The sequence below is a fragment of the Cognatundibacterium rugosum genome (assembly GCF_014284365.1).
Classification (GTDB): Bacteria; Pseudomonadota; Gammaproteobacteria; order Burkholderiales; family Burkholderiaceae_D; genus Undibacterium; species Undibacterium rugosum.
On sequence record NZ_JACOGG010000002.1, the window covers coordinates 325214 to 346632 of the forward strand.

At 51.8% G+C, this 21419-nt stretch carries 16 protein-coding genes; 6 read left to right on the top strand and 10 right to left on the bottom strand.

Features of this window, described 5'->3' with window-relative positions; genetic code table 11:
- Nucleotides 1-160: 160 nt before the first annotated feature.
- Nucleotides 161-2050: a glycoside hydrolase family 13 protein gene (locus H8K47_RS03135; protein WP_186879966.1), complete on the top strand. Its 1890-nt coding sequence runs from the start codon at nucleotides 161-163 to the stop codon at nucleotides 2048-2050.
- On the opposite strand, the gene H8K47_RS03140 is transcribed toward H8K47_RS03135, so the two are convergent.
- The gene (locus H8K47_RS03140; RefSeq protein WP_186879967.1) at nucleotides 2047-2346 is read right to left on the bottom strand and encodes a helix-hairpin-helix domain-containing protein; all 300 of its coding nucleotides are present in this window, start codon (nucleotides 2344-2346) and stop codon (nucleotides 2047-2049) included. The two genes, H8K47_RS03135 and H8K47_RS03140, sit on opposite strands and share 4 nt — an antisense overlap.
- A complete protein-coding gene (locus H8K47_RS03145) occupies nucleotides 2333-2932 on the bottom strand; it encodes a GNAT family N-acetyltransferase (RefSeq protein ID WP_329604130.1) in 600 nt (199 codons plus the stop codon). The genes H8K47_RS03140 and H8K47_RS03145 overlap by 14 nt, the downstream gene beginning before the upstream one ends.
- Before the next feature lie 1028 nt (nucleotides 2933-3960).
- Here H8K47_RS03145 and H8K47_RS18700 point away from each other — a divergent pair.
- The 3 genes from H8K47_RS18700 to H8K47_RS03160 all read left to right on the top strand — a co-directional run bounded on the left by H8K47_RS18700 (nucleotide 3961) and on the right by H8K47_RS03160 (nucleotide 9992).
- A complete protein-coding gene (locus H8K47_RS18700) occupies nucleotides 3961-4623 on the top strand; it encodes a methyl-accepting chemotaxis protein (RefSeq protein ID WP_230405270.1) in 663 nt (220 codons plus the stop codon).
- Between the two features lie 73 nt (nucleotides 4624-4696).
- Nucleotides 4697-9508 carry a response regulator gene (locus H8K47_RS03155; protein ID WP_186879969.1) on the top strand — a complete coding sequence of 1604 codons (4812 nt, stop codon included), beginning with the start codon at nucleotides 4697-4699 and terminating at the stop codon, nucleotides 9506-9508.
- A 67-nt stretch (nucleotides 9509-9575) separates the two neighbouring features.
- Nucleotides 9576-9992: a response regulator gene (locus H8K47_RS03160; protein ID WP_186879970.1), complete on the top strand. Its 417-nt coding sequence runs from the start codon at nucleotides 9576-9578 to the stop codon at nucleotides 9990-9992.
- Nucleotides 9993-10126: 134 nt separating this feature from the next.
- Here the strand turns inward: H8K47_RS03160 and H8K47_RS03165 are convergent, their stop codons facing one another.
- From H8K47_RS03165 to H8K47_RS03180, 4 genes are all read right to left on the bottom strand, one after another.
- Nucleotides 10127-12526 carry a TonB-dependent receptor plug domain-containing protein gene (locus H8K47_RS03165; protein WP_329604131.1) on the bottom strand — a complete coding sequence of 800 codons (2400 nt, stop codon included), beginning with the start codon at nucleotides 12524-12526 and terminating at the stop codon, nucleotides 10127-10129.
- Nucleotides 12527-12763: 237 nt separating this feature from the next.
- A complete protein-coding gene (locus H8K47_RS03170) occupies nucleotides 12764-13561 on the bottom strand; it encodes a helical backbone metal receptor (RefSeq protein ID WP_186879971.1) in 798 nt (265 codons plus the stop codon).
- A complete protein-coding gene (locus H8K47_RS03175; RefSeq protein ID WP_186879972.1) occupies nucleotides 13558-14352 on the bottom strand; it encodes an SDR family oxidoreductase in 795 nt (264 codons plus the stop codon). The genes H8K47_RS03170 and H8K47_RS03175 overlap by 4 nt, the downstream gene beginning before the upstream one ends.
- A 107-nt stretch (nucleotides 14353-14459) precedes the next feature.
- On the bottom strand, nucleotides 14460-15338 hold the full coding sequence (locus tag H8K47_RS03180) for an AraC family transcriptional regulator (RefSeq protein ID WP_186879973.1): 879 nt from the start codon (nucleotides 15336-15338) through the stop codon (nucleotides 14460-14462).
- Between the two features lie 140 nt (nucleotides 15339-15478).
- Between H8K47_RS03180 and H8K47_RS03185 the strand changes: the two genes are divergently transcribed.
- Entirely contained in the window at nucleotides 15479-16021 is a 543-nt protein-coding gene (locus tag H8K47_RS03185) for a carboxymuconolactone decarboxylase family protein (protein ID WP_186879974.1), read from the top strand.
- Nucleotides 16022-16155: 134 nt separating this feature from the next.
- Here the strand turns inward: H8K47_RS03185 and H8K47_RS03190 are convergent, their stop codons facing one another.
- The 4 genes from H8K47_RS03190 to H8K47_RS03205 form a co-directional block, all read right to left on the bottom strand.
- Nucleotides 16156-16905, bottom strand: coding sequence for a thiol:disulfide interchange protein DsbA/DsbL (locus H8K47_RS03190; protein WP_186879975.1), 750 nt, complete (start codon nucleotides 16903-16905; stop codon nucleotides 16156-16158).
- Between the two features lie 80 nt (nucleotides 16906-16985).
- Nucleotides 16986-17624 (bottom strand): SPOR domain-containing protein, encoded by a 639-nt coding sequence (locus H8K47_RS03195; protein ID WP_186879976.1) that lies wholly within the window; start codon nucleotides 17622-17624, stop codon nucleotides 16986-16988.
- A 96-nt stretch (nucleotides 17625-17720) separates the two neighbouring features.
- Nucleotides 17721-19433, bottom strand: a complete 1713-nt coding sequence (argS, locus tag H8K47_RS03200) for an arginine--tRNA ligase (protein WP_186879977.1) — start codon at nucleotides 19431-19433, stop codon at nucleotides 17721-17723.
- A gap of 91 nt (nucleotides 19434-19524) precedes the next feature.
- Nucleotides 19525-20046 (bottom strand): DUF6622 family protein, encoded by a 522-nt coding sequence (locus H8K47_RS03205; protein WP_186879978.1) that lies wholly within the window; start codon nucleotides 20044-20046, stop codon nucleotides 19525-19527.
- 176 nt (nucleotides 20047-20222) lie between these two features.
- Between H8K47_RS03205 and H8K47_RS03210 the strand changes: the two genes are divergently transcribed.
- Complete coding sequence (locus tag H8K47_RS03210; RefSeq protein ID WP_186879979.1) at nucleotides 20223-21122, top strand: recombination-associated protein RdgC; 900 nt, start codon at nucleotides 20223-20225, stop codon at nucleotides 21120-21122.
- Nucleotides 21123-21419 lie beyond the last annotated feature (297 nt).

Consider the following 21419-nt stretch of genomic DNA (forward strand, 5'->3'; position numbering starts at 1 on the left):
TATACGTAACTCTAAATAACTAGTTTTGTTACCTCAATCCACGCATTTGCTGATATTGGGGCAATAAATCGCAGATATCACCATGAATTTGATTGCAGTGCATAGAATTTTTCTTACAATACACGACAATTATGTAATAAAACTACAATCAGGAGACATCATGTTCACACTTAGCCGCCTGTACCGAAATGCACAAACGCTATTTTGTTGCACCGCGCTGTTCAGTACCCTGCCTGCACTGGCAGGCGAACTGACGGCACTGGACAGGATAGAACCACCGTTCTGGTGGACTGGCATGCAGGATCGTCAGTTACAGCTCATGGTGCATGGTGATCAGATCGGACGGACGCGACCACAAATCAGTGGCACAGGTCTGCGCGTGCTTAAAGTACAGGCTATGCCGAATCCAAATTACCTGATCATCGAGCTGGAAATCGGTGCCGCAATGCGGGCAGGCAAACGGCATATTCGCTTTGTTGATGCTAACGGGCAGATAAAGGCCGAGGCTGATTATGAATTCAAAACCCGGGAACCAGGCTCCGCCCGGCGCCGTGGTTTTGGCCCTCAGGATGCAATCCTGAATCTGATGCCGGACCGCTTTGCCAATGGCAATCCGGCCAATGATGTACAGCCCGGCCTGACTGACAAACTGGATCGCAGCGACGACAGCGCGGGTCGCCACGGCGGCGATCTGGCTGGCATACAGCAGCATCTGGCTTATATCGCCGACATGGGCTACACCATGATCTGGCCAACGCCGGTGGTGGAAAACAATCAGCCTCAGTATTCCTATCACGGCTATGCAGCGACCGATTTTTATCGCATCGATGCGCGGCTGGGCAGTAACGCAGAATATCGCGAACTGGTGCAACAGGCACGCCGTCACGGCATAGGCGTGATCCAGGATGTGGTGCTGAATCACATCGGTGATCAGCATTGGTGGATGCGCGATCTGCCGTCGCCGGACTGGATCACTTACCAGGGCAAGTTCGTGCCGACCGCGCATGCGCGTACCACGGTCAGCGACCCGTATGCCGCCAGTGTGGATAAACAAAATTTCACTCAGGGCTGGTTCAGCGAGCGTATGCCGGATCTGAACAATGCCCATCCTGTACTGGCGCAATATCAAATTCAGAACAGTATCTGGTGGATAGAATATGCCGGTCTGTCCGGCATACGCACTGACACATACAGCTATTCCGACCCAGGCTTTCTGGCACAATGGTCGCGCCGTATTCTGCGGGAGTATCCACAGTTCAGTATGGTCGGTGAAGAATGGAGTACCAATCCCAATGTCGTGGCGCGCTGGTTACGTGGCAAAGTGAATCCGGACGGCTACGTCTCATCTATGCCTGGTATGATGGATTTCCCTTTGCAAGATGCACTGATCAAGGCCTTGACCGCCAGCGAGTCCTGGAATACTGGCTTCAACAGCCTGTATGAAGCCCTGGTCAATGACCAGTTTTATCCTGACCCGGCCAGACTGGTCCTGTTTGAAGGCAATCACGACCTGAGCCGACTGTACACGGTGCTCAATGAAGACTGGGATCTGACACGTATGGCGCTGGTATATATCGCAACCATGCCGCGTACACCGCAACTGTATTACGGAACTGAGATATTGATGACCAGCGCCAAAGAAAGAAATGATGGCGCCGCGCGGCGTGATTTTCCCGGTGGCTGGAGCGGCGACGCCGTCAATGCCTTTACCGGTGCTGGTCTGACAGACGCGCAAAAAAATGCGCAAAGCTGGCTCAAGACCCTGCTTAACTGGCGCAAACATCAGCCCGTCATTCATCGTGGCAAACTGATGCATTTCGCCCCCGAAAACGGCGTCTACAGCTATGTACGTACGCTGGGGCAGCAACAGGTGATGGTATTCATGAATAAGAACAGCAGCGCCAGCCAGATTGCCCTCACCCGATATGCGGAAGTTCTGCCAGCCGGAGCGCAGGGCCGCGAGCTGTTCAGCGGCCAGCACGTCGATTTATCGCAGTCACTCAATATCCCGGCACGTGGCGTGCTGGTATTCGAGCTAAGCAAACCCTAAACGGATTTCAGCGCAGCCAGCATTTGCTTGCGCTGGCTGGTATAAGCCCACCAGGGTTGTGCTTCCGCTCCATTCATGAAATCAACGACCGACAACAGCACATCCAGCACACAGGGATCATGCTGTTGCCCGCTCAGCAGGCATAGCCGCTGATACAAGTCCAGCGCAGACGCGCCGATGAGCTGTTGAGGATGGTGAATGCCGAGCAGACGCAAATCGGCCGCCCCGGCGGCAGCGATATTGGGTAAATCGGTCAGCGCATGCAGCGCCTCGCGTCTGACCTTAGACGGATGCATGTCTGGCTGCTGAGGTTTGTAGCGCCAGCCAGTCCGCTTGCAACAAGCCAAAGAGCGCGGAATCAGACACCTGACCATCGACGATCCAGCGTTCGCGCAGCAAACCTTCCTGCACAAATCCGAGTCGCTTCAGAGACAGTTCAGACGCGTGGTTAGCCGGATCTATATCCGCTTCGACGCGATGTAACTGTAAATGCTCAAAGCCATAGGCCAGCAAAGCACGCAACGCCTCCTGCATATACCCCTGCCCCCAGTAAGGACGCGCCAGACCATAGCCGATCTCAGCGCGCCGGCATTGCCATAGGAAACTAAACAAACAACAGTTACCCAGCCAGACCCCATCCTGTTTGCGTACCAATGACAGATTCAGGTACTCACCGCGAGGCAGGGCATCCAGATCACGCAAGATGCGACGCTCCGCCTGCTCTGTGTGCTGCCAGGCCGGTTCGCTCCAGTAACGCACAAACTCGGCGTCAGCACACATCGCAAACAACGCGTCGGTATCCGCCATCTGCATAGGGCGTAATTCCAGCCGCGCTGTGCTCAAACGGACTTGTGAAAAATCATGAGAAGGCATGTCATGCATCGGCAGCTCCGGTGGGCATTCAATTTAAATGATCCATTTGGCCGGACGACCGGGCAAAAGAAGAACGTTCATACAGCATAAGCATGCTGAAAAAAGTAAGCAAGTGGCCTGCTAAGCACAAATTAGCATGCTGTTCCATATCAGGCGCCGGTTACACCACACAACTCGTTTCTTTCTGAACACGATCCTACGCTCAGCGCCAGGCAACAATATCCGCACTCTCCTGGTCACATTATTCGTAATATTCGAAGAATACTGATAGTATTTGATTGAAAAAAACAATGGCAATAAGTACAACCATCATCGCTTTTTCGCAACTTGTTGATTTAGTGCATCCCCTTTTATTGCTAATTTTGATAACAAAATGATTGCAATTCGTTGGAATATGTCCAAAATAGAACGATAGGAAAAAAATCCAGAAAGAAATTTATTTCTGTGATGCATAAAATTTTCCAGGGATTTTTTCCCGCAGAGAAATCACTCAGGCTCTCGCATCGCTCCGTTAAGTAAGTAGAAGTTCACGTCGTATTTCATTTAGGAAATGTAATATGTGGAATTTTTCGCTTCGCCAACATAGTCAGATCAGTTTCGCCTACGCACTGCTCCTATTGTCGAGTCTGCTTTTGCTCTGGCAATATTTTGCGCTGGTGAGCAGTCTCGCGATCGCCTGTATCGTCCTCAGCGCCGGCTATCTGTTTTTCCGTGCACTACAGAATCAAGCTCCTGAAGCCACACAGGAAGCGGCCATTCACCGCGTCACACCTGCCACAGAATCGGAAGAAGAGCTCGCCAATTTATTACACCACGTGCTGCCATTGTGGGAAAAACATGTGCAATCGGTACGTGAACAAACAGAATCGGCGATAGGCGACCTGATCAACAGCTTTATGCATATGGTCAGTGAACTTGATGCTGCAGGTTTTGGAGGTGTCAGCAATATTGCCCTAAATAAAAATAATGACGCAACCATTACTCTGTTGCAGCTTTGCCGTAAAGAATTAACACCGGTCATTGAATCTTTGGGAAAAATGATCGCCAGCAAAGACGAGCTGCTCAATTGCATCCGTGAGCTGGCGAAGTCCACCAAAGAACTCGATACCATGGCGCACGAAGTGGGCCAGATTGCTGCCCAAACCAATTTGCTGGCAATTAATGCCGCCATTGAAGCGGCTCGGGTAGGCGAACACGGACGAGGCTTTGCTGTGGTTGCGGGCGAAGTACGCAAGCTGTCGCATCTTTCCGCTGAAACCGGACGGCGTATGGGCGAACGGGTCAAAAATGTCTCCGCCGTCATGCAAACCGCCTTGAATACGGCCGACCGCACTGCCAGCCAGGACAGTCAGATACTGGAAATTTCCGGACACGTGGTCAAGGATGTGCTATCGCACGTTGAAAGTATGGGTGATACCGCCAAGCAGTTGTTGATACATGGCGGGGCAATACGCGGCAATATCGAAGAAACCTTGGTCAGCCTGCAATTCCAGGACAGGATAGGACAGATGTTGGATGTGGTACGTACTGACATACAAAAAATGCAGCAACAAGTCGCGCATGCAGGTCCCGGTGAGTTACCGACGACATCGGTGTGGCTGGAAGAATTGCAGACGACTTACACCATGCAGGATGAATACCGGAATCACGGCAAGGAACATGCAAAGGCAGAGAATGAGACCGAAATCACCTTCTTTTGACTTTGCAACAGCCTCTCGATTGAAGCCCAGGCCAGTCAGCAACGCCTGAAACGATTTTTGCAGTGGAGTATGTATGCTTGCACCCCAACAAAGATCAAAGGTCATGGTTGTCGAAGACGACGAACTGGTCTCATTGCAGATTCAACTCAAGCTGGAACTCTTGGGTTTTGACGCCGTAGGAGCTACCACCACGGGTGAAGAAGCAATCACGCTGGCCAAACTCTTACAGCCGGATATTGTACTGATGGATATCATGCTGGCGGGGCAGATGGATGGTATCGAAGCCGCACAGATTATTCACTCACAACAGCACATCCCGGTGGTGTTTTTATCCGGCGATACGGAAGATGAAACCCTGAGCAGGGTGAAACAATCCGAAGCGTTCGGCTATATCATCAAACCTTTCACCGATCGCGAATTGCGCACTTCGCTGGAACTGGCGGTCTATAAGCATCAGGCTGAAGCCAGATTAAAACGTAGCGAGCAAAGACTGCGTGCGATTTTTGACGCCGAACCGGAATGCGTGAAGGTCGTCAAGGCAAACGGAGATTTACTGGAAATGAATTCCGCCGGTCTGGCAATGCTGGAAGCGGACAGTCTGGAAAAAGTACGTCAACACACACTGATCAGTTTTATAGATCCCAAATACCGCGATGACTTCAATCAGTTAATGCGAACCGCGATTGCGGGCGGTAATGGTATTCTGCAATTTGAAATTACAGGCTTACGCGGAAGCCATCGCTGGCTGGAAACCCATGCCGTTCCTATCCGCGACAATGTGCATGAAGACACCATGGTGCTGGCCGTTACACGTGACATTTCAGCGCGCCGCCGCACAGAAGAAGCCTTGCGTCAAAGTGAACTGGATTTGCGCGAAGCCGAGCAAACCGCGCATGTCGGTCACTGGGTATGGGAACCAGACAACAATAAAGTCACCTGGTCAGATGAAATGATGCGTATCTGGAAGCGTGATCTGTCCAGCTATAAAGGGGACATCCAGCGCATGATCAGGGAAACCGTCCATCCTGATGATCAGGCTAAGATCTCTGCGCGACAGACAGATACCTTTAAACAGCACAGTCTGGCTCAACCATTTGAATACCGCATCATCTTACCGGATGGCGAAGTCCGCTATATCTGGGCGATGCCGGGTAACCGCTTAGTCAATGCCAGCGGACGCGTGGTACGCCTGACCGGCATCGTGCAAGACATCACAGAACGTAAGTTAGCAGAGGCCAGCCAGCATGAGAGTGATGCGCAACTGGAGCAAACCTTTGTCGCATCTCCGATAGGGATGGCCCTGATCGATCTTAATTTACGCTTTCTGAAGGTGAATCACGCATTCTGCGATATGTTGGGCTGGAGCGAGGCAGACTTCATGCGTGAAGGTTTTGATCTGGTCGCACCTATTTCCGATAACGTGAATGACCGCGCACTGTTACAGGAGGTGGTCAAGGGGGTACGTCCCACTTTACAGCTGGAGAAACGTTATCTGCATCGCCAGCAGCATGATATCTGGACTCAGTTAAATGTGAGCGTAGTACGGGATAAGGATGGTAAAGCTACCCATTTCGTTTTCCAGATTCAGGACATCACCGAGCGCAAACTGGCGGAAGCCCAGCTACATAAATTATCGCTGGCGGTAGAGCAAAGCCCAGAAACCATCATCATCACCAATGTGCAACATCAGATTGAATATGTGAATGAAGCCTTTGTCAAAACTTTCGGCTATAGCAGGGAAGAATTGATAGGAAAAACACCGGCGATGATCGGTACCCGTAACTTGCGACAGGAACAGCGTGAACATTTGTTTACAACGCTGCAGCAGGGACAAATCTGGAAGGGTGAATTTGTTAATCAGCGTAAAGACGGCAGCCTGATTATTCAATATGCGATCATCACCCCCCTGCGTCAGGAAGATGGCAGCATTACCCACTATGTCTCCGTACAGGAAGACATTACCGATAAAAAACGGCTGGGCGAAGAACTCGACAAACACAGGCATCATCTGGAAGAGCTGGTGGTCAGCCGTACCGCTGAGCTGGCACAGGCCCGACTACAAGCCGAAGCAGCCAATGAAGCCAAGAGCAATTTTATTGCGAATATGAGTCATGAAATCCGTACCCCGATGAATGGTGTATTGGGTATGACTTATCTTGCGATGGCAGCCACCTCCGATCCAAAGCAACGTGACTACCTGAAAAAAATCCAGCTGTCCGGCCAGCACTTGCTGCACATAGTCAATGACATCCTCGATTTTTCAAAAATTGAAGCAGGCAAACTGACCTTGGAATCGGTTGATTTCTGGCTGGATGAAATACTCAATAATCTGGCCAGCATGATGAGCAATAAACTCATTGGTCGCAACATTGTATTGAATTTCGATGTCGACCCCACGCTCGCTAATCACATGCATGGGGATCCATTACGTCTAAGCCAAATTCTCATTAATTACACCAACAATGCACTGAAGTTTACCGAGAGTGGTGAAATTGTGGTCAGAGCGCGCAAAGTGAACGATGCGGCGGATGGCTGGCTAGTGCGTTTCGAAGTGCAGGATTCTGGCATAGGTATGAGTGAGGAACAGCAAAGCAAATTGTTCCGTTCTTTTGAACAAGCCGACAGTTCCACTACGCGCAAATACGGTGGTACCGGACTGGGGCTGGCGATTAGCAAACAACTGGCACGTCTGATGGGTGGCGATGTGGGTGTCAGCAGCGAAGTCGGCAAGGGCAGTACCTTCTGGTGTACTGTGCATTTATCTGCAGCGAAACAGGAGGTCGCCCCGCCCGAACCGCTGGAAGAAAATATGAGCAACACCAAGCTGCGTTTGCTGGTCAATGAGCGCGAACGCATTACGGTGCTGGTGGTCGATGACAACCAGTTCAATCAGCAGATCGCCTCAGAATTACTGGAAAGTGCCGATCTGACGGTATTACTGGCAAGTGATGGCCAACAAGCGTTGGATATCCTGGTGGACAGCGCCGTAGACTGCATACTGATGGACATACAAATGCCGGTCATGGATGGTCTTGAAGCAACCCGCAAAATACGGGCGCAGGATAAATTTGCCAACCTGCCGGTTATCGCCATGACAGCCAATGCGATGAATGAAGATCGCTTGCAATGCCTGGGCGCCGGGATGAATGACTTCATTGCCAAGCCATTTATTCCGGAAGTCCTGTTCACCACTATCCTGCGCTGGCTCAGCCATTTGCCACAGGATCAGCCTTTACCACACTTGGAGGAACAGGCGGCCAGCTTCCAATCCAACCAAAACTCGCGTATCGATTTGAGTGTACTGGAAAAACAGCTAGGCAATCATCCTGAAAAAATCGGTAAGTTCGCGCGCAAATTTATTGAGTCAGCCGATCATGGCCTGCAAGACCTGGAGCAGGCTTTCCAAAACAAGGATATTCAACTGATTGCGGCGCTTGGACATAAACTCAAATCCAGTGCGCGTACAGTTGGCGCACATCAGTTTGCCGATGCCTGCCATAAGCTGGAAATGCTGCGCAGCCAACCTAATCTGGACGAGGCACAAAGCCTGATACAGTGGCTGCATCATGAATTCATCGACATCGAAAAGGCAGTACATCACTATCTGGAAGAAACGACCAGAGGTACAGCCACGCAAAGCATCAGTACTCAGCCCGGCCAGATTAATAACTTTTCCGATCTGCACGTGCTGGTCCTTGAGGACGACACCAGTCATCTCGATATCGCCTCTGCCTGCCTGCGGAAACTTGGCGTAACCCGCATCATGTCTTGCCTGGACGGACATCAGGCATTGACCATGATACGCACCTATCAACCGGAAATTATTTTATGCGACCTGCATCTGAACGGCATGGATGGCATCAGCTTCCTGCGCCTGGTTGCGGAACAATCCTATACCGGTTCCATCGTACTGATCAGCAGTGTCGATCATAACTTACTGAAAGCAGCGGAGAGCCTGGTACGTGCTTATGGCCTGCGCTTACTCGCTGCGTTGAAAAAACCCCTGCTACCGGATTTACTGGAACTGGCACTGGTACAACAAAAACAAAGCCTGCCACGGCAAGTAGCGCATAAAACTGAGGCTGTGTTATCACTGGCAGAACTGCAACAAGGCCTGGCTGAAGACTGTGTAGAAGTATTTTTTCAACCTAAGGTGTCCGTACACGACAAGCGTGTGGTGGGTGCGGAATGCCTGGCGCGCTGGCGCCACCAGGAACGTGGCATTATCGGCCCCGCCAGCTTTGTACCAGTGCTGGAAGCCCATGGCATGATTGATGTGCTCACGCATGAAGTCTTGAAAAAGGCAGCACAACAACTAGGACAGTGGCTGCAGCAGGGACATGATTTCAAGGTGTCGGTCAACGTCTCTATGGATGATCTGGATCAGCTGGATTTGCCGGAAGAATTTGAGCGCATCGTGCTGGCAGCCGGCGTCACGCCTGATCACATCACGCTGGAACTGACCGAGAGCCGGCTGATGGAAAATCTCACGCTCAGTCTGGAGATACTGACACGCCTGCGTTTAAAAGGTTTTGGTCTGTCAATTGATGATTTCGGTACCGGATTTTCTACCATGGAAAATCTCAAGCAGTTACCCGTGACTGAACTCAAGGTGGACCGCGCATTTGTGAATGGTGCAACCAAAGATGAGGGGGCACGCGCCATCCTGGGTTCAAGCATTCAGTTAGGAAAAATCTTCCGCCTGAATCTGGTGGCGGAAGGTGTGGAGAGACAGCAGGATTGGGATTTAATTGCCAACTCGGGCTGCGATGAAGTACAGGGTTATTTCATCGCCAAACCGATGGCGAGTCAAGATTTTATCGAGTGGAAAATCAATTGGGATGAAAAACTGCAGGCCAGTAAATCTCTGAATTCCACCTCATAAATGGGTCACGGCGGTAGCTGTTTGATCCTTCAGGTGATGCACTTAATTTGAAAGACAGGAGTTCACAATGACGCAACATGGGGAACAGAACTACACACAGATGAGTGTAATGGTGATTGATGACGATGATTTCCAGCTCGAATTTATTTCTGACCTGCTCAATGATTTAGGAATCAGCAAAATCCAGACTGCACTCGGTGGTGAAAATGCCATACTGAAGCTGGAACATGGTAAATTTTTACCGGATCTGATTTTATGTGATATCCAGATGCCAGACATCGATGGCTTTGAAATGATGAAATTATTGGGGGACCGCCACTTTAACGGTGGAGTCATCCTGATGTCGGGCCAGGGTGCCAAAGTACTGTACTCAGCGTCGCTGGTGGCGCAACTGGCGCGACTACGTTTTTTGGGCACCATAGAAAAACCGCTACAAAAAGACGCTTTGCTGGGTGCGATGGATAAGCTCAGTCCGGTCACCTGAGCGACGCTCACTTTGCGCATAGGCACGCACAAAATGCTGGGAACTACATAAGAAAAAGGGGCGATATGCCCCTTTTTCTTAGCCTTTTCCTCAACAACTTTGGCCCGGTTTACACCGGGCTGATTTTCCGTTGATCAGAATTTTTTCCAGAGCTTGACGAAGTAAGCTGCACCACCTAAACCAAACTGTACGCTGTCGTAGTAAAACCCGTTATCGGTTTCATTCGGATTCTGACGGGTCGGTTTGACATTGAAAATATTGGTGCCACCCACAGTCAGTTTAGTGGTGTCATTGAATGCATATGTGAGTGCCACATCCGCCGACGTCTTAGGTTCGTAATAGGCATTCGGCACACCATTTTCTGTCCCGGAGAACGTACCCAAAGTCTGCGAACCATAACGGATGATTTTAAATTCACTGGACCATGGACCCTGCTCATAATTGAAGCTGAGCGTCGCTTTCATACGTGGCCCACCTTGTTCGATAAACAGGCGTTCACGCTCAGACAACAGGACGTTTTCAAAGCCTTTGAGCGAAGGAGGTGCTGACACTTTTGTTACTTCAGTCTTACTGAAATTCGCACCGAAATATGTCGTCAGCTTGCCCGCACCCAGGTCAGTTTTATGAGATGCCGTCAAGTCCAGACCCTGAGTTCTGGTATTAATGGAATTCACAAAGAATTGTGCCTGTCCCACACCCAGTGCAGACAGGGTCGCACCCAGTGCAGGGTAATTATTGGCATCAAAACGTCCAGACAAAACGATGCGATCAGAGATATCGATACGATAGAAATCCGCCGTCATACTCAGTTGCTGACTGGGTTTAAATGTCATACCCAGCGTGTAATTCTTAGACTTTTCTTCCTTCAGCTTAGGAATACCTGCTGCATTGGCAACTGGACCGCCATTTGGTGCCAGCACCACGTCCATAGGCACACCACTGATGAAGTCAGTAAAGGTCGAAGAGAAAAAGACTTGCTGCAAAGACGGCGCACGAAAGCCTGTACTCAGCGAGCCACGCAGATACATCGCATCCATCGCCTTGTAGCTCAACGCCAGCTTACCGGTCAGAGTAGAACCAAAGTCGCTGTAGCGTTCGCCACGCAAAGCGGTCTGCACTTTGAAGCGGTTAGTCACATCCGTCTCGATATCGACATAAGCGGCCACGCTGTTACGGTTGCGGTCAGTACGGTCGCCAGGCTGGAATCCGGGGAAGCCCTGACTACCGCCATTGCCACCGATACCAACGCCATCCACGTCATTATACGAACCAGGTTCACCGGCAAAAATCTTGTAATTCTCACGACGGTATTCAGCACCGAAAGCGACGTTCACACCTTCCATAAAGCCGTCAAAGAAACGGCTGAAATCCAGATTGGTGGTCGCCTGGGAAAATGAAAAGCCACCGGCATCGAACTGGCTAGGGCTGATGCCCTTACCGCCATTGAGCAAATCCTTATTCGCGATCGAAGCATTGAGGGTATTGCTGATGTTGTAGCGCAGCTGGTTCTTGCCATAGGTTTGTGACAGATCGGCATTCCATTCACCGATGCGCCAGCGATAACCGGCGATACCATAGATATCATCGATATCGCCATTGATATAGGGTACAAAACCATTCGGGTACATGGCAGCAGAATTACGGGATGGAATATCATCACTGCCGATACCACCACGCGCCCAGGCGGCAGAGGACGCCTTGCGCTGCTGAGCCCCGAGGGTGAAATAGAATTTATCGGAGCCACCATTTGGCACTTCACCATTCAGATACACGGTAGGTCCTGTGACTTTCGTGTCGCCTATCGTGCGTGGATTCCCCGGATCAGCGCGATTGGAACGGCCGCGGTCGGTGTATTCGGCGGTGATGCCCAGCACACCTTTTTCACCGATACGCACGCCGCAATAAGCCGACGGCAAATAGTTTTTGCCATCACCGGCAGAATACTGGCTGTAACCGAAACTGGCTTCGCAACCCAGCGTTTTCTTCAAACTGATATCCAGCACACCGGCAATCGCGTCGGAACCGTACTGAGCTGCAGCACCATCACGCAAAACCTGAATATTACTGATCGCCATGACCGGAATTGCATTCAAATCGGTACCGGTGTTACCACGATTACGCGCACCAAACAGATTCACCAGCGATACGGTATGACGACGTTTGCCATTCACCAGCACCAGTGTCTGGTCGGAACCCAGTCCGCGCAAGGCAGCAGAATCGACCAGATCCGCGCCATCCGCACCGGTCTGACGGGTAGAGTTAAACGAGGGTGAAATATTGGCCAGCGTCTGAGCCAGATCGAACTGACCACCCTGCTCTGCCGATTTTGAGACGGAGATAAAATCAACCGGTACCGGTGTTTCAGTCGCAGAGGAATTGATTTTGCGCGATCCGACGATGGTTAAGGTCTGTATCGGCGCCTCTGCCGATTTGTCGGGTGTTGCAGTCTGCGCCAACGCCGCGAATGGGAGTACTGCAGCCATACCGCCAACACCGTACAGCGCCAGCAGGATTGCTTTACACATGGGTTTCATAACCGGAATTCCTTGAAAAAAAGCGTGAATCGGGACAGGAAACCACCAACTGCAGTCTGCTGTTCTTCACATTTTTTGCGCAGAATTCATTGTCACTGACCTCTATTTGCGGCAGTTTCCAGGATTTTTCAGTATCCGGTTGCAGCCAAAGCAGTGTCAATCAATGCGTTGTAAATTTACGTCTTTTATGCGGAAAACACGTATCTTTCCCACATTTTGACAGCATTTTTTTCATTTTTAGCGACAAAAAGACGTTATATATTTCAAGCCGGCAATACTTCGGCTACCGTACCAGGAAAACATTTCCCCATCCACCAACTCAACAGGAAGGCCAGTCTGGCGTTCCAGCATATCTGCATGCTGCTGCGTAAAACGATAAGGCTCACTCGACAACAGGATCAGATCCATTTCCGCACACAGTACTGACGACCACTCAAAGCGCGGATAACGCTGAGTATTGTCGGCTATCTGCACTTGCTGCCAACCGATCTGGCGACACATGTCGGCAATATAAGTTTGGGCCGACACCGTCATCCATGGATCTTGCCAGATGCAATACAACACACGCTGCGGTCTGCTGCGTGCGGCGCAGTCAGCCAGCACCTGCTGAGCTGACTCGAACTGTGTACACAAGGCTTCGGCTTGCGCGCTATGCCCAAACAAGCCACCAGCCAGCCGAAACAAAGCCGGATTATCATTCACCTTCAACGGATGCGTCACCACTACATGCGGCACAAAGGTCGCGAGTTCATCGACCACAGGTTTGGTGTTTTCGTCGATATTGACGAACAGATGGGTAGGTGCGAGCGCACGGATTTTAGCGATATTCACATCCTTGGTACCGCCAACTTTAGGAATCGCGGCGACCTGATCAGCGGGATGTATACAAAATCCGGTACGGCCTACCAGTGCATGTTGTAAGCCCAGATCGATCAGCAATTCCGTCAGTGAGGGAACCAGACTCACGATGCGTGCCTGCTCCGGATTCCATACAGGATGCTGTTGTTCGATGGCGTCGGTAAATAACTGACTCATGCGCTCGGCTCCTGCGGCGCCGGCTGTCTTGGCTTTTGCGGTGCACGTGAAAAAATAAAGTCATAGAGCGGATTCGGCAGCAGCCGCAACAGCTTCGCCACTATGCCCATCTGCCATGGAATCACGCGATAGGAAGTGCCAGCGGCGATCGTCTTGACGGCCTGCGCGGCAAAGCGTTCAGCGGGCATCAGGAAGGGCATGGGGAAAGTATTCACCTGCGTCATGGGCGTATCGATGTAACCCGGTGCTATCGTCACCACGCGTATACCATCGCGTGCCAGCTCCACCCGCAATGATTCGCAATAACTGATGACCGCAGCTTTCGACGCGCTGTAGGCTTCGGCGCCGGGCAAGCCACGGATACCCGCCACGCTGCCTATGCCAACCAGGCGGCAGGCCTCCTGTCCAGCGATATGCTGCATATGGGGGATAAAGGCACTGAAAGTCGCCACGGTCGCCATCAGGTTGGTCTGTACAATACGCTCAAACACCACATAGTCTTCCTGATGTGCGCTCAGTGTGCCCATCGAGACACCTGCATTCGCAATCACCACCTGCACCGCTCCGGCTTCCGCGATAAAGGCCTGTGCGGCCTGCCGTAAGGCGGCATGATCGGTCACATCCAGTGCATAAATACAATGACGCTCAGGATGCGGCAGCGATAGTCTTAACTGTTCCAGCTGAGGCTGGCGGCGCGCTACCAGCGCCACCCGCGCGCCTTGCTGTGCATAGCTACGCGCCAGGGCTGCACCCAGACCTGAAGAGGCACCGGTAATAAACACATTCATCATTTGAAATCCAATCTGCACACTAGGACGAGGCTGGAATATACGTCAGCTTTTAACTTGCTGACCAGTCCAGACTCAGAAAAATCAACCGCGAAGCAACGCGCCATACCTCATTCCTGCATAGGCGTATTTGCTGCCAGCCAGGCCCGTGGCGACAAGCCTGTCTGCTGTGTAAACACCCTGCTGAGTGCCGATGCATTGGTATAGCCCAATGCAGGCGCGATGACTTTCACCGCCTGTCCTTGTAATAACTGTTTTTTTGCGACCGCGATACGCCATTCAGTCAGATAGGCAGCCGGTGCCACCCCCATTACTTTTTTAAAGCGACTCGCAAACGCACTGCGTGACATGGCTGCTTTCCGGGCTAACTGCTCCAGCGTCCAGGCTAATTCCGGACTGTCATGCATCGCGGTGATTGCCTGTGACAGTTGCGGATCAGCCAGGCCAGAAATCAATCCGGCAGAAATGCCTTGTTCTGAAGCCTGATCCAGCAAGCTGCGCAATAGCTGCAGCAATACCACGACAAACAAACGATCAGCAATCAGACGCTGCCCACAGCGTACCTGATCGACTTCCTGAAATAACACATCGAGCACGCCCTTAAGACTGGGCACAGCTGCCAGCGGCAACACGATCAGCGGGGGCAATGCCCTGACCAGAGGATGGGAGGCACCACCGGCAAAATATACCGAGGCACAGGTGAAATCGGCTCCATCCACCGGTGCATTGTAAAACTGATGCGCCAGGGCCTGAGGATAGAAAATTAAGCTGGGCTCAGTGATGTCTATGCTGCGCGATACCCCGGCACCAGCATGATGCGTGAGCCGCATTTCTCCCTTGCGCAACACATGAAAAAATCCGCGTCCGGCCTGTGCATCAAACTGCGTCAGACCACACAGCGCACCTGAAAAATACAGGTTCGCCGTGACTGGAAAATGTTCCAGTAAGGACGACAGACGGTCTAGTGCCGGTAAAGTTTGTTTCGGCATATCTGGATGATTAGATACATATTTAAGACGTAAGGATACCAATCATACACTTCAAACGCGCACACTGCGCTCTGTGCACTCAGCACTGTCTCATTTGACCGACGATCAATTCATCTACTGATTTTGCAAAGGAAAATATCATGTCTCACGTCGCTTTAATTCAATCCGCCACCACCACTGCACAACGTCAGGCACTGCTGGCTCCGATACAACAAGCCTTTGGCAGCACACCCAATATGTTCAGCGCGGTGGCCAATTCACCAGCAGCGCTGAGCAGCATGTGGGCTGCGTTTGGTGCATTGGGTAAGGGAGTGCTCGGAGCTCAGCTGGGAGAGCAAATTGCGGTTGCTATTGCACAGAGCAATGCCTGCGAATACTGCCTGGCCGCGCATACTTTACTAGGTAAAAATGCGGGGCTCAGCGCAGACCAGATGGCTGCCGCACAGGCAGGGCAGTCAGCAGATCCAAAAACTGCGGCAGCTCTGACATTTGCCTTAAAAGTGGTGAAACAGCGCGCTCAGGTGAATGAACAGGATTTTGCGCAATTACGCAGTGCAGGATTTGAAGATGAACATATCGTCGAGATTCTGGCCCATGTCGCGCTGAATATTTTTACTAACTACATCAATATCGCACTCGATGTGCCTTTGGATTTCCCAGCGGTCGCATTGAATCCGGTCTGACAAACTGAGGTCAAACTGATCGCGGCTGACCCCGGAAGCCGCTCCGTTGACACAAGAAAAAGCCCGCATCAGCAAAGGCTGGTGCGGGCTTTTTCTTGCATGCGAAGACTGGCTAGCGTCTGAAAACCCTTAGCCTACTTTTTCTTGGCGGGTGTCTGTGCAGTGGCCGCCGGAGCTGCTGCAGGAGCACTGGTTGCAGCCGTACTGATGCCTTTTTCTTTCTGGACTTTGGCCAGCAAGAAATCCATCACTTGCAATGCAGCGCGGTTTTGTACGTCTTCAGTCACACGGCCTACACCGGACACTGCCTGTGCCGGGGAAGTCACATAACGTCCATCGATCGCAATCATCGGCACGCTGTCGACCTGATATGCTTCCTGAGTTTGATTCAGGCGTGCGACCTTGCTTTGCATACTGAAAGCAGAGTTATAAATTTCACTGAATTTTTGTTTATCGAGGCCGGATTTAGCCACGAAATTCATCACGTCCGCATCAGTCTGCAAACGGTTACGATCCACATGATAGGCATTGAAAGCCTTGATATGATGCGACTCCAGCTTGCCCATGGTATCCAGCGTCAGGAATAATTTTTGTTGCGTGACCAGGCCATGGAAATTCACATGCACACGTTTGAACACGATCTGATCACTATGCTTTTTAACCCATTCAGCGATCAGTGGTTCGAGTGCATTACAGTGCGGGCAAAAATAACCAAAGAATTCGGTGACTTCGATTTTTTTCCCTGCTTCGACGGGCTGAGCTTTGGTCAGTACCCGGTATTCCTTGCCCGCTTCGGGCGCTGCCGGTGTAGCCAGTGCCAGACCCGCTGCCATGCTCAGACTGGCAATCACGACACCACGAAACAGTTGTTGCAAAACTCGCATATGCTTCCTTTACTTAATCATTGAAATCCATCATCCGTTATGACAGCTAGCCGGATACAGACCCAGCCAGCAGGACGATCTTACTTAAGGGTTTTTACGATCGCGACATCGACGCCATTCTCTGACAACTTAGCGCGGTTACGGTTCATTGTTTCTGCATTCGGATATGGACCCACCCTGACCCGGTACATGGTGCCGGTATCAGAATTTTTCTCGCTGATTTTCGCTTCAAAACCGATCAGGGCCAGCTTGGCACGTGCGCTTTCTGCATCATTCACTTCGCGGAAGGCACCGGTTTGCAAGTAGTAGGTGTACTTATCTTCTACTGCCGGATCGATCTTGACTACTTCCGCTGGTTTCTCTGCGGGCTTTTCTGCAGTCACTGGTTTTTCTGAGGCCGGTTTGACTTCTATTTTGCTGTCGGCCGGTTTGACGGCCACGGTATTTTGCTCTGCCGCTTTTGGTGCGTCTTTCAGCACATCTTTATTGGCTTCTTTGACCGCGTCCTTGTTGCCATACAGCGGTTTATTCGGATCTTGTAGCTGGGTCAGCGGCTGATCCGGTTTGTCCTTACCGCCTTTATTGGTAAATGGCGTGGAAGACTTAGTAATCAGGAGCGCGACGGCCACGGCAATACCGAGACCAATCACCAGACCGATGATAATGCCTGTGAGCGTGTTGCCGCGCTGACGGGCCAAAGTTGTGAGATGTGCTTTCATGCGTCTCCGGAAATTGAGGTTGCCAGAAATAGGTATACGCTGTGACTGGCCGCTCGCCCTCGTTCTGCCTGGGCTGGCGGCCAGTTCTGCTGTTTTTTACATCTTGTTAGGTGCGGACACACCGATCAGGCTCAGGCCATTGCGGATCACCTGACGGGTGGCCAGCATCAGCGCCAGACGTGCCAGCTTAGTCGCTTCGTCGTCAACCAACACGCGCTCGGCGTTGTAGTAGCTGTGCAGCTCACCGGCCAGATCACGCAGGTAGAAGGCGACCTGATGGGGGCCAAGTTCGTCTAAGGCTTTTTCCAGCATTTCCGGATATTCTGCCAGCTTGGCCAGCAGGCTGGCTTCGCGTGGAGCGGTCAGTGGCGACAGATCAACTTGTGCCAGCGGTGCGAACGCTGCTTCATCAGTTGCATATTGTGCCAGTACCGAGCAAATACGGGCGTGGGCATACTGCACGTAGTAAACCGGATTTTCGTCAGACTGTGCCAGTGCCACATCGACGTCAAATACAAACTCAGTATCTGCCTTACGTGAGATCAGGAAGAAACGCACCGCATCACGGCCACGTACTTCATCACCATTGCCCGACCATTCGATCAGATCACGTACGGTCACGTAGGAACCGGCACGCTTGGAAATTTTTACTTCGGCGCCGTCCTTCATGACCGTCACCATTTTGTGCAGCACATAATCCGGGAAGCCCTGAGGAATACCGACGTTCAGTGCCTGCAAACCTGCGCGTACCCGTGCGATGGTGCCGTGGTGATCGCTACCCTGAATATTGATAGCCTGGCGATAACCGCGCTCCCACTTGGTGACGTGATAGGCAACGTCAGGCACAAAATAGGTATACGTGCCGTCTGATTTTTTCATCACACGGTCTTTGTCGTCGCCGTATTCCGTAGTTTTCAACCACAGTGCACCATCCTGCTCATAGGTTTTGCCAGCGGCGATCAAGGCCTGTACTGCGGATTCGACTTTGCCGTCGCTGTACAAAGAAGATTCGAGATAATAGTTATCGAACTTCACGCCAAAAGCCTGCAAATCCGTATCCTGCTCACGACGTAAGTATGCGACCGCAAACTTACGGATAGAATCGATGTCATCGGCATCGCCACTCGCAGTCGCAGGTACCCCATCGCTGGCCGCAACGGTTTTCTTGTCCAGGAAATCCCGTGCTATTTCGGCGATGTAATCACCGTTGTATGCAGACTCTGGCCAGTTGGCATCGCCTGGCGCAAAGCCTTTGGCACGCGCCTGTACCGACAGCGCCAGATTACCAATCTGTACGCCTGCATCGTTGTAATAGAACTCGCGCGTCACATCAAAACCCTGTACGTGCAGCAGTGCTGCCAGCGCATCACCCAGCGCACCCTGACGACCATGGCCGACATGCAGAGGGCCAGTCGGGTTGGCGGACACAAATTCCACCACCACTTTTTTACCGGCACCGCGTGCACTTTGACCAAATGCGGCCGATTGCTGCAACACGGTACGCACGACTGATTGCTTGGCTGCTGTCGCCAGACGGATATTGATGAAGCCAGGTCCTGCGATCTCAACTGCAGCGATCAAAGGATGTTGCTGTGCTTCGATGTTGGCAACGATCTGGGTCGCCAGCTCACGTGGATTTTTGCGCAAAGGCTTAGCGATCTGCATGGCGATATTGCAGGCAGCATCACCGTGTGAAGGATCGCGTGGGCGCTCCAGCAGGATGGCAGGTTGCAGATCACTGCCTTCCAGCACAGGAGCAACAGCGGTTTGCAAAAGATTCAGTAAGTCTTGTTTTTGTTGAGCTAACATGGCACAGGATATTCTTTGCTTATTGGCAATGAAATAGAATGAGAACAGCAAACATTATACTGTCTCCCCTGCGCCATGTCCGTTTGGAAATTCAGACCGATGCGGTTTGCAGCGCGGCGGCTGGTTGAGCATTCTTGAGTAATTGGCGTACCCGTAATAATTTGCTCAACAGAATGCCATTCACCAGTCCGAAAGCAATACTGCAAACCAGAATCGCGCCAGTGTCAGTACGTAATGCCGGCTGCATCGCAAAGACCATACCCTGCACGTATTTACCCACAAAAATCAACATCATCAGTGTCAGTGGCAGCCAGCTACCACGCACCCAGATATGGCTGGCAGATTCCACCCGCAGACCGTCTGCATCGGCCATACGCACTGCGAGCTGGGCACCCAGCCAGACTGCGCCGGCCCAACTCAGCAAAGCGAGTGCATTCCACCCGAATTGCTGCAGCTGCCCCTGAATCGACAAGCCGGCCATCAACACCGGCAATAGGGTCAGACGACGCAAGTTTTGCACACGGTCACGGCTTGCCAAAGTACCAAAAACCAATAAAGTTGCCAGAACGACCCAAACCCAGACTGGTGTATGACTCAGAATTTGCTGCAGCATGATGATCTCCTTGTTGGTGATGTCTGATTGCGATGGAGTCAGTATGGCGGGCTGGTAAGCACGGAGCGAGCAAAATGCGACGGAGTCACGATTAGAGTCGCAAAGCGCGGCCCAGATGGCGTCAGTTGCCGGCGCCGCACGTGTAGAATGTCAGCTTTTCATTGTTTGGATCAGCTATGTGGTTTAAGAACTTACAGGTATTTCGTCTGAATGCGCCCTGGAATATCAGCGCCGACGAGCTCAATACGCAACTCGCCAGAATTTCTTTTTCGCAATGTGCGTCCAATGAAATGCAGAGCCAGGGTTGGGCCTCACCACGTAATAATGACTTGCTGGTACACAGCGTCAATCAACAGTTCCTGATCTCGCTGGCAACAGAAAAAAAGCTGCTGCCTTCCAGTGTGATTAACCAGGTGACCAAGGCGCGCGCGTTGGAACTTGAAGAGCAACAAGGCTTTGCACCAGGCCGTAAAGCGATGAAGGATTTAAAAGAGCGTGTGACCGATGAGCTGTTGCCGCGCGCCTTCGGCGTCAAGCGTTTAACCCACGTCTGGATCGATACCGTCAACCGCTGGCTGGTGATTGATGCTTCTAGCCCGGCCCGTGCCGATGAAGTCATCAAGCTGCTGCTGAAATGCTGCGATAAGATCCCGCTGGAAAGCCTGCGTGTCAAAACCAGTCCACAAGCCGCGATGACAGGCTGGCTGGCCGGTAACGAGGCGCCGAAAGGCTTCACGATCGATCAGGATACGGAACTCAAGAGTGCGAATGAAGATAAATCCACCGTACGCTATGTACGCCACACGCTGGAACCGGATGACATACAAAAGCATATCGCTGCCGGCAAACTCTGCACCAAGCTTGCGCTGACCTGGAATGATCGCGTCAGTTTCGTGCTGACCGATACCCTGACCATCAAGCGTATCAAGCCTCTGGATGTACTGGATGACGACAAGGACAAGGGCATGAATGAAGAAGAACGTTTTGACGCAGATTTCGCGCTCATGACGGGTGAGCTCGCGACATTAATCGATGATCTGGTCTTTGCGCTGGATGGCGAAGCGCAAAGCAGTTAAATACAGTTCCCAGCGGTGTGGTCCTGGTTGACTGCACCGCGACTACAGACTAAGTCCGCAGCACCCTACAATCGCTGACAACTCAGGCCGTGTTAGCGCAGGGGCGCCTGATACACCAGCCCTCTCCTTCCGTCTCGCCTCATTTGAACGCACTCACAGCAAGCTGAAGGGTAAGCGCCCGGTCATCACAGGTTGACCGGTTCTGATATGGATGATGGAAATTATTGAGCAAGCTTCCAGTTGTGTGGCAGTAGTTCGCCGATGCGGCTGAATGGTTGCAATGGTAGCCTTTCCAAT